The sequence below is a fragment of the Phycisphaerae bacterium genome (assembly GCA_035384605.1).
In the GTDB taxonomy this organism is placed as follows: Bacteria; Planctomycetota; Phycisphaerae; order UBA1845; family PWPN01; genus JAUCQB01.
In genome coordinates this window covers 1-10,005 of record DAOOIV010000154.1, presented here as the reverse complement: position 1 = coordinate 10,005, position 10,005 = coordinate 1, and the positions used below count along the sequence as shown (strand labels likewise).

At 60.0% G+C, this 10,005-nt stretch carries 7 protein-coding genes; 2 read left to right on the top strand and 5 right to left on the bottom strand.

Annotation, left to right across the window (positions count from 1 at the left end):
• A partial coding sequence (locus PLL20_20420) for a hypothetical protein (GenBank protein HPD32366.1) occupies nt 1–255 on the bottom strand: 255 nt, incomplete at its 3' end.
• Between the two features lie 279 nt (nt 256–534).
• Here PLL20_20420 and PLL20_20415 point away from each other — a divergent pair.
• Nucleotides 535–1,956 (top strand): Gfo/Idh/MocA family oxidoreductase, encoded by a 1,422-nt coding sequence (locus tag PLL20_20415; protein HPD32365.1) that lies wholly within the window; start codon nt 535–537, stop codon nt 1,954–1,956.
• Between the two features lie 406 nt (nt 1,957–2,362).
• On the top strand, nt 2,363–3,529 hold the full coding sequence (locus tag PLL20_20410; GenBank protein ID HPD32364.1) for a diguanylate cyclase: 1,167 nt from the start codon (nt 2,363–2,365) through the stop codon (nt 3,527–3,529).
• Between the two features lie 12 nt (nt 3,530–3,541).
• Here the strand turns inward: PLL20_20410 and PLL20_20405 are convergent, their stop codons facing one another.
• From PLL20_20405 to PLL20_20390, 4 genes are all read right to left on the bottom strand, one after another.
• Nucleotides 3,542–4,567, bottom strand: a complete 1,026-nt coding sequence (locus PLL20_20405; protein HPD32363.1) for a dipeptide epimerase — start codon at nt 4,565–4,567, stop codon at nt 3,542–3,544.
• Nucleotides 4,564–5,115: an O-acetyl-ADP-ribose deacetylase gene (locus PLL20_20400; GenBank protein HPD32362.1), complete on the bottom strand. Its 552-nt coding sequence runs from the start codon at nt 5,113–5,115 to the stop codon at nt 4,564–4,566. Before PLL20_20400 ends, PLL20_20405 begins: the two co-directional genes overlap by 4 nt.
• A 321-nt stretch (nt 5,116–5,436) precedes the next feature.
• Nucleotides 5,437–9,060 carry a GEVED domain-containing protein gene (locus PLL20_20395; GenBank protein HPD32361.1) on the bottom strand — a complete coding sequence of 1,208 codons (3,624 nt, stop codon included), beginning with the start codon at nt 9,058–9,060 and terminating at the stop codon, nt 5,437–5,439.
• A 640-nt stretch (nt 9,061–9,700) separates the two neighbouring features.
• On the bottom strand, nt 9,701–10,005 hold a 305-nt coding region (locus PLL20_20390), incomplete at its 5' end, for a transposase (GenBank protein HPD32360.1).

The following is a 10,005-nucleotide window of genomic DNA, read 5'->3' as shown; positions in this document are numbered from 1 at the left end:
GTTGCCGCGGAGCTTGACCTTGAGGCATTTCAGTCCATCGCGGCGAATCCAGTCCGGCAGAAGAACCGGATAGCCGTCCTCGGGCTCTGAGCCGGTAAGCTCAGAGGCGTCCAGCGGATCCAACCCCCCGACCAAGTGCCAGGCCAACAAACGACGCGGCGGATCGGATGACAGGTAGTCACGCGGATACCGCCCGGCGAAGCTGACCCTGGCTCCCTCGGCCGGCTGGATGAAGTGATCGAGCGTGCTGCTCATGAACTCACTGTTGTACCTCTCATACACCGGCCGATCGACCAGTCGGCCGAAGGCGTCGTGCAGCGAGATCGCGAGGCCACAGATTTGCCTATTGGAACGGGCTCTGACGCCACCGCTCCAACTGTCAGCGGCCGCCGTGCGCGGGCGTGGGGCTTGTATCTCTTGTCCGGATGGGCATTTGGGTGTAACTTATGGGTCCTCAGTGCGGGTGCTTGCCCGCGGCCGCGAAGACGAACAGCCGGTAGCGAGAGACCGGAACAGGAATGGAGAATAAACGCAATGAGCAACCCCTTGACGAGACGACAGTTTCTGGGCAATAGCGGCAAGACGGTGGCCGGCGTGGCCGCCGGTTTGAGCGTTCTCGGGCCCCGATCGATGCTTTCTTCAGCTTGGGCGGCCGGCGCCAACAAGAGGCTTGGCATCGCCCTGATCGGCTGCGGCGGCATGGGCCGCCATAAGCTCGGCAATTTCCTGGATACCAAGCAGGTTGATGTCCTGGCCTTGTGCGATGTGGACACCGAGCAGATGGACAAGGCTGAAGCGGTCATCACCGAAAAGCTGAAGGACGCCGCCGGGCAGAAGAAGCCTCAACGCTTCAAGGATTTCCGCAAGGTTCTCGACATGAAAGAGGTCGAGATCGTCATCATTGCGACCCCCGATCACTGGCATGCCGCCCCGATGCTGCTCGCATGCCAGGCGGAGAAGGACATCTACGTCGAGAAGCCCTGCTGTCACAACATCCGCGAGGGCAAGGCTATGGTTGCCGCGGCGGAGAAGTACAAGCGCGTCGTCCAGGTCGGCACCCATCAGCGCAGCTACGAGCATATTCAAGCCGCCCGGGAATTCGTCCGTAACGGCGAACTCGGTGAGATCAGCGCGACCAATACCTACACTTACGGAAATGAATCCCCCGACGGTCTTGGCAACGAACCGGATTCCGATCCGCCCCCCACCGTGGACTACAACCTCTGGCTTGGTCCGGCCCCGGAGCGCAAGTTTAACAAACGTCGTTTCCACAGTAGTTGGAGGTGGTATTTCGACTACGGCTGCGGAATGGTAGGTGATTGGAACGTCCATCTGCAGGACATCATCATGTGGACGCTGGACACTCCGCATCCGACGTCGGTCTGCTCGATGGGCGGACATTACATCCTGGCCGACGACCGTGACACCCCCGACACGATGGTGACCATCTACAAGTTTCCACCATCGAAGCTGGCCCCGAAAGGCCACGTGCATACCTACACGCTCCGCAAAGCCAGCGGGAAGCCGTGGCATAAGGGCGGCATCGGCATGGACTTTCACGGCACTAACGGCTTTCTTCACATGACCCGGGGGGGGTGGGAAGTCGAACCCGATCTGGAGGACTGGAATCGACCCGGTTCCGAGCCGAGGATCGATCCGGTCAAGGAGATGGGCGAGTATCACAAGAAGGACGTGGAAGGACACAGCGCCCACGTCGAGAACTTCCTCGAGTGCGTTCAGAGCCGCGAAAAACCCATCGCGTCGATCGACCAGCATTACACAAGCGTCGTGGCCTGTCATCTGGCAAACGTGTCGCTGAGGGTCGGGCGACAGATTTTCTGGAACCATGAGAAGGAATTGTGCTTCATGGATGAAAAGATGACCGTCGAGGACAAGGAAGCGAACAAGTTCCTGGGCCGCGAGTACCGCAAGGGTTTCGAGCTGCCTGAGGTCTAGCGCTCCCGTTGGTTCGCGAGTATCCCCGAATGGGCGGGTGCCGCGGGCGGCTTTCGGCTTCGTCCGATAAGCGGATGCGCTGGGCTCTAAACGAGAACCATGAGCGTTCTCTGCGGAGGTCGTTCGTCGGGCACACCTGTCATGTGTCAGCCAATTCCCTCGCCAGGCATAGGGCGCCGAGATGCCCGACCGTGTGACCATACACGATCGAGGCTGACAAACCCGTGCATTGGTCCCGAATGCCTTGTGCCGGTCCAAAAAAGAGATGGACGCTGCATACGGATCTCGCATATCTCAACCAAGCCGTCAGATGTGACGACCTTATCATGGATTGGATGCTGAGGGCTCGTCATGCGCGCAAGTCGCGGGCATGTTCTGGTCGCTGCCGAAGGCGGCCTCGGTTTAAATGGCTGAATACGCAAAGAGAGATGAACTGGAATCTGCCCTCCGGCGCGAGTCAGGGGTAATCGGAGGGATTGGAGCAGGCCTCGTTGAGAATCCGGCGCCGGTGACGGCGGCCACCTCGAACGAGCGGCCCGATTGCCCGCAAGGGCGCAAAGTGCTGGTCGCCGACGATGAGCCTTCGACTCGTCGAGTGCTTGAGGGGCTTCTGACCAATGCCGGGTACGTGGTGTTTGCCGCCCCAAACGGCATGGAGGCATTACGTATTCTCAATGATGTCGGCCCGCAGATCGTGATCGCCGATTGGGAAATGCCGTTCATGAACGGGCTGCAGCTCTGCCATGAAATCCGACATTCGGAGACGGTGGGTTTCGTGTATGTGATCATTCTGACGTCGCACACTGACCGCGTGGTCGAGGCATTCGACGCCGGGGCGGATGATTTCCTGACCAAACCACCTCGAAAAACCGAGTTGCTGGCCCGTCTGAAGGCGGCGGCTCGCATTATTGATCTTGAGGCCCATCTGGCAAGGCAAAACCGGGAGATTCACAAGGTCAACGCGGAACTGAGTCTGCTCAATCGCAGGCTCAGGGAGATGGCCGCCACTGATGAATTGACCGGCCTGGCGAACCGTCGGGTCATGATGGAACGTCTGAAACACTGCTGGGAAACGGCCTCTCGCAACAACCGGCCGTTGTCCTGCATGGTAATAGATGTTGATCACTTCAAGCAGTTCAATGACAACTATGGTCATGATGCCGGTGACATGGTCCTGAAAGCCGTGGCGTCGACTCTGGCGAAGCACACTCGCTCCAGCGAACCGGTATTCCGCTGCGGTGGAGAGGAATTCGTGCTCATTTGTCCCGATACCCCAATGGAGAAGGCGGCCATGATGGCGGAATGCCTGCGCCAAGCGGTGGGGCAAGAGGAGACCAGGTACGACGGTCTGGTGTTGAGGGCCACAATCAGTATCGGTGTGTCGCAGCGAGATGCCGGCTTTCGCTGCCCGGATGATCTTCTCCGGCATGCGGATGGCGCTTTGTATGCCGCGAAGGCATCGGGCCGCAACTGCGTGCGTGTTGACGGGCCGGGGTACGACGATAGAGCGGTCGGCGACCCCGCATCAGGCGGACTCACCACCCCAAGTCCCGTCTCTGCGCAGGTCCGGTAGAACGGCGTGCGCCTACGTGAGCTCCCTGATGCCGAGCCCCGGCGCGTCGGTAAGCGTCAGTCGCCCTCCCTCTCCCCCCAAGCCTGTGAACGGATCATTGGCCAGAAGAAGATGTCCGTCCAGGTCGAGATGATCGACCATGGGTCCCAATTGTGCCGCTGCCGCGATGCCGACGGACGTTTCGGTCATGCACCCCAGCATGATCTTGAGCCCGGCCGCGCGGGCCACGTGGATCATTTTCATCGCCTGGCGAATTCCACCGCACTTGCTGAGTTTGATGTTGATTCCGTCAAAAAAGCCGACACAGAACAGGACATCCTTCACCGTGACGCAGCTTTCATCGGCGTATAGCGGTCCCAGGCCGGCTTCCCTCAGCCTCGGAAGAACGTCGTTATCGCCGGGCCTGGTCGGCTGCTCGATGAACTCAACCTTGTAATCCGCCATCAGCTTACATCGTTCGAAGGCATTCTCTGACGACCAACCGCAGTTGGCGTCGACGCGAATTGTCTTATTGGGTGCCTCCCGGCGGACGGTGTTGAGGATGATCTCGTCGTCGGGCGTGCCCACCTTGACCTTGAGAATCGGGAAGGCGGCAGCTTCACGGACCTTGGCCGCCATGACCTCCGGCTTATCGATCCCAATGGTCATCGACGTTAGAGGCATCCGCGAGCGGTCCAGGCCGAACATCTTCCACAACGGCACCTTGAGAATCTTGCCGATAAGGTCGTGAAGAGCCCCGTCGATCGCACAAATGGCGGCGGATTCGCCTGGGAATCTCTTCAGAAGGTTATCCAGAATAGCATCCAAAGCGAACGGATCATTGCCCAGCATATCGCCGATCTTTGAAAGAGTCGCTTCGGCCGAATCGAACGACTGGTGATAGAATGAGATCGGGGCAGCCTCTCCCCAACCTACCAGTCCGTCGTGCTCGATCCGAGCCAGAAGCACTGTCTTGTCCGTGCTGTCGGACATGGGCATTCTGGCGATGTTGAAAGGGTGGCGGAGTCTGAGTTGTCGACGTTCCCAGCTCAGTTTCACGATGTCATCTCCGGTTTGGGTCCAAAGCGTTCGCAATAGGCGCGGTCGAAGGCCTGGTATGCTCGCTCATCAAACAGGACGAAAACTACCTGTTCGATCTGCTGATTGTCTTGAAGGAATGACGCCACCTGCTGGAGGGCGATTCTGGCGGCCTCGGCCAGCGGGTATCCGTAGACCCCGCAACTGATCGCGGGAAAAGCAACGGTCTTGCATCCGTTTTCGACCGCCAGCCGCAAAGCGGTCTCGTAGCAACTGGCCAGGAGTTGGGCCTCGCCGGACCGGCCCCCGTGGTAAACCGGCCCGACACAATGGATCACGTACCGCGCCGGCAGGCGGTAGCCCTTGGTGATCCTGGCTGATCCAGTGGGACAACCGCCGAGTTTCCGGCATTCGGCCAGCAACTCAGGTCCGGCAGCCCGGTGAATGGCCCCGTCCACCCCGCCGCCGCCCAGAAGAGAGGTATTGGCGGCATTGACGATCGCATCTGCTGCGACCTTAGTAATGTCGCCGCGCTGCAGAACAATCCTGGTGGCCAGCGAGCTTGCCATGGGCTACGAATATAGGTGCTGAGGGTATGGCTCGTCAATGCGGGGGCAAGACCCGCCGCCGCTTGTTGCTCAGCGGCACTTTGTCATGTGGCTCAGTGGACGCTCACGTTTGTTCTGTTTTTCCGGCATCGGGCTCACTGCGCGCCAAACCATCGTAAGCGTCCGGTGAACCGCCGCCCACGCCATCATTCAACATGAAGTTGACCGAACAGCCGTGGTTGCTCGCACGCCGGCGCGATTTCGCGCAAGAAAGACCCGCCGGGACAGGATCTGTCCCGGCGGGCACTATCTCAAGACCTACGTCTGCCGCGACTGTTCTCGCTACGGGCAAGACGCTCTGTTTCCTACCAATGTCTTCACTAGCGCCATGTCGGTGGCGCTAATATTTCCGTCAGTGTTCAGGTCAAACCGAGCGTTGCCGGGAAGAGCAGGGTTTTGTCCAACTTTGGACTTAACAAACGCCACATCGGTAGCGGAAACCCCACCATCGCTGTTGACATCACCAACCAAGGCTCTGACCCAACAGTCCGTGTCACCTGCCAGCGGCAGACCCGCAAGGCTCTGCACGCAGGTGTCCAGATCAATCCTATAGCAATTCATATCCGGAAGCAGACCTGCGGCAAAACCAATGGCAAGGGTGTCGGCATCAACCATGGCCACAGACGTCGGAACGTACGAGCCCCCTCCCGGCCAATCGGTCACCGTAATACCTCCAGGATTGGTTAGTACGACAGCTTGATCGAAATCGACTTCAATCAACCGGATCCCGTTTCGCCTAGTCTCGGACTTCACCGAACTACCCGTTGCTGAAGGGTCGAGATCAATCGCCAGCGGTCCCAGAGGACCGTGGTTCCGGACGCTCCGCCAGGCAACGGCCTTCGGAGGTTCGGGTATTTCTGGGGTGACGAAGTAATCCTCCGTCTCGCCGAACTGATAACCGGCAGCGGGCCCGGACCCACCATAGCCGACTATCCCCGGTCCTGGTTGCCACGGCTGCTCCGACAGAGTGATTCGCATCCACAGCGGTAACCTGTCACCCGGAGCCCCAACCGGATGCCACGGCAGGAATGGGGGCGTGGTGAATGTGTAAGTACCAGGTCCTGCGACCGCAAGCATCTGGTTCTGGACCGCCCACTCATCTGCCAGTCCCTGCGGGCACGTCAGCATGTCATCCCAATCGCCGTCGCGATTCCAGTCACACCATGCGTTTACATAAAGCGGAGTCGCTACCATTCCTGTCACCGTCACGACATAGTTGAACTGCGCCGGACGGCAGTGCGGGAAGACCAGCGGCAACAGCAGACCGTCATCGGCACCATCCTTGTCCGGGGCGTCCGCCAAGGGAACGATGTTGTTGGTGGGATCCTGGTCCAGACCCATATCGGCCTCGTTCTCCAGCGTGACCGCGTTGCCCAGGAAGGCGACAGCGCCGGGCTGCAAATGAATCGGCCCGAAGGGTGGAGACCCTGCGGCAAACACAGTCGGGTAGTGTGCTTGTACTCCGGGAGGCCCACCCGGTGGATAGGCGGTCATAGCCGCGCCAAAGCTGTTGGTGCTGTCCGGAGCATCGCCAAGATCGTGCTTGGGCTGCTCGACGTTCAGAAGATAATCCTCGGTTTCGCCGTCCTCGAATGCGCCTGAACCATCCCAGTTCAGGGGTACCGGCCGTTCGGTGATCGAAACCCGCATCCAGACCTCGCCGGCATTCGGGCCGATCAGGAAGCCGGTGCCCGCAGGCATCAGAGCCGAAACCGGACCGTCAAAGGGGTTCGGAATCCGGAAATTGACCAGCACGTGCTCGGGCGCGTTGGCTAGCGGACACGGCGACGCTCCGCCCCACTGTCCGTTCTGGTCCCAGTCGATCAGTACGTTCACATATCCGACCGATTGGTTGGGCATATGGTTGTGAACATCCACGTCGATGTTCATACCCCAAATGGCGGTTTGACAAGGCTGGCCGAGGGAGCCGCCTCCCGGCGACATCGGGCAGAGTGCAACATTCCCTACGGCGTTGATAGTATATGCCGGCGGGAACATCAGGCCGGCGTCGCCGTCCTGGAAGCACTCGTCGGCATCATACGGGTTGAATCCCGGGCAAAGCCCTGCGTTCCCGTCCGCCTCGAAATCAAACTGCGGGCCCAGCCAGGCGCCGAAGTTGGTGTGCTGAATCCACGGGGCCGGCGGGACGTTCTTGCAGGTCGGGAAGTTGCCAATCACGCCGCTGGCCGGATAGGCGAGGACGCCCTCGGGAGCATCGCCGAACTCCAGCATTTCAGGCTGCTCCTCGCAGATATCCGCGATGCCGTTGCCATTCAGATCGGAGCAGTCGGTGCCAGGACCTTTCCAAACACCCGCAAGCTGCTGCTCGCAGGTGGTCTGATCGGTCACGAGGCACTGGATAAGTCCGGGACCAGCAGGATCCTGGTAGCAGCAGGCTCCCACCTGTCCCTCGATGGTGGACAACTCGAAAGCCAGATCCCACGATGTTCCCTGCGGGTATTCGATCGGCTGACCCTGTACCCAGCTCCAGCCCAGTGCAGGCGGCCAACCAGTGAGACCTGTCGGGTCCTGAACAGCCCAGATGCGAACGGCGTCATCCTGGAAGAAATGCGGCCGGGTCTTCCAGCCCCATGGATGAGCCGGTGGCAAGTTGTGATAAATGGCCGAGATGCTGATCCAGTAGATGTTACCGTCGGGGTTGGGCTCCTGATAGAAGTACTCGTCGGGGTTGAGGTACTGATTGAACTGGAAGCAGGCCTCGTTTTGCACGAGGCCTCGCGGATCGTAGTCATAACCCGCGAAATTCCACGTAAAGTTCGTGCAATACGTCTCCCAAATGAGTTTTCCGGGATGACTGAAGAGTTCGCCCGCGCCGGTCGGGACGTCCGTCCAGATACCGATGTGAAACGCGTCGGGCATCTGGGGCGGATCCGGCTGGGTCCAGCCGATGAACGAGCCCCACCAGTGGATGTCGGTCACAGGTCGTGGGTCGGTGCAGCGCCAGTCATCGGCAACGATGGGGGGGCCGATGTGGTACAGCGAGACCTCGTCCCAGCCGTAGAAGACCGGCTGCGGATTATGACCCGGCCCATCGTACTGCGACGGCGGCTGGCTCCACTTGGTGGTCAACGGCGGTTTCGGCTGAATAATCGGGGTCACCACCAAGTTGTGCCAGTAGTTCCAGAGCCCAGCGGGGATCTGGCCGCCAGGCGGGGGCACCGGCAGCGGCCCGCCAACCCATCGCGCGTTTTCGTCGACAACAAAAACCGCAGACTGGGTAATGTTGAACATCGGATTGTTCAGGAAACCGCTGGCGACCGGCGTGGTCGCGTTCACGCTGGCCACCATCGGCCGGATGGTAATCGTGGTCGGCACGTTCCAGGGAATCGGGCCCAGCAACCCGCACTTCCACTGCCAGGAACGGATGGCTCCCAAAGCATCCCGAATTCCGAACGAAACGTTATTGATCTGGTTGCCTTTCAGGTCAAATCTTGGGGCAGTCACCGTCACGGTGATGACCGTGTTCGTCAGATCCGGGTCCAGGCCGTACTCATACTTCCACGCGCTGGAGTACTGGCCCTCCGGAAGTGCCGTCCCCGCTCCCCAAACCATGACCAGACCCGCATCCTCGGGGTCCGGGCCGCCACCGCCGCTGCCCCCATACACATACAGTTGCCCTGTGGGCAACCTTGCGGGCATAAAGGTCGTATCGGGATAGGGTTCCCCCTCGACCCAAGAAGGCATGTGCCACTGGGCCATGTACTCCGACCACTCCGGTTCGGTCATTGGCATGACCATGCCGGCACCACCACCCCCGCCCAAGGCTTCCTGCCACTCCATTTCCGAGTCGATCAAGAAATAGGGAGTACCCACGGCCGGGGCAGCCCCGAGAAGTAATAAGGCTGTCATTGCTGCCGTTAACCCTGATTGGATCGTGATTCGCATCGTACACCTCCTTTTTTATGTGACGTACCTGTGTGTCATGCCATCATGAGATGAGTCTGGTTTTGGGGAATGCCCCTCCGCGAGGCATACAACATCCCTGCTCGGCGCCTGCGGATCCTCGCCGCATCGGAGTGCGCGCACGCGAAAGAATCGTTTTTCGCGGCATGGGTGACCAGTGGATATTCCCGCGGCTGCCTGACCACTACCCACGCGAACCCTCCGCCCCGAGTGGGAAAAAACTCTCTCAAACAAGCCGGCCACGCGAGCGATGTCTGCATCCAGACATTCTGTCTTCCGGGAGGCAGTTACGTTGTGCAGCGGGCTCAGACTTCCTGATCCCACACACCGCCCCTCGCTTCCCACAGACGGCGTCTCCTCACGCGCTTGCCACAGACTTGAGACGCTTGAGCGTTCAATATCAGGCTAACACCCCATGGATGCATTGTCAAAGGAAAAAACCGCAATCCTTTTGATGAACGTGCGTTTGCCTCGACCCGGCCACGGCAAAGGGGGTTTGCAGGACTGACAGCTATCGGCCTTACCGTTGAGGCCTGATATGTTGTGATACAGGAACCAAAGGACCGTCGAGAATACCCGCGGTCCCATGCAAAACGACGGCGAGTTCAATCATCGGATCAGACTACCCTGCCGGTGTACGTGCTTGGCGTGCTGAGGACGCGGGAGCAAGGGCCAAGAATGGCCGGAGGTACTCGACGGAGTCCTGGCCCGGTTGGTAGCAGGTGGCAGCCAGGCTGGTGAGGATCTCCCAGGTGCGTTTGCCGCGCAAGGTCTTGTTGCCGCAGGACGATTTGCGGGCGATGACCGCGGGGCGCAGGGCTCGCTCGGCCCGATTGTTGGCGGCCTCCAAGGACGGGTCGTCCAGGAAGGTGAACCCAAGTTGAACAGCCAAAGGCGATTCCAGGTTTTTTGGGGGGTGTCGAACCG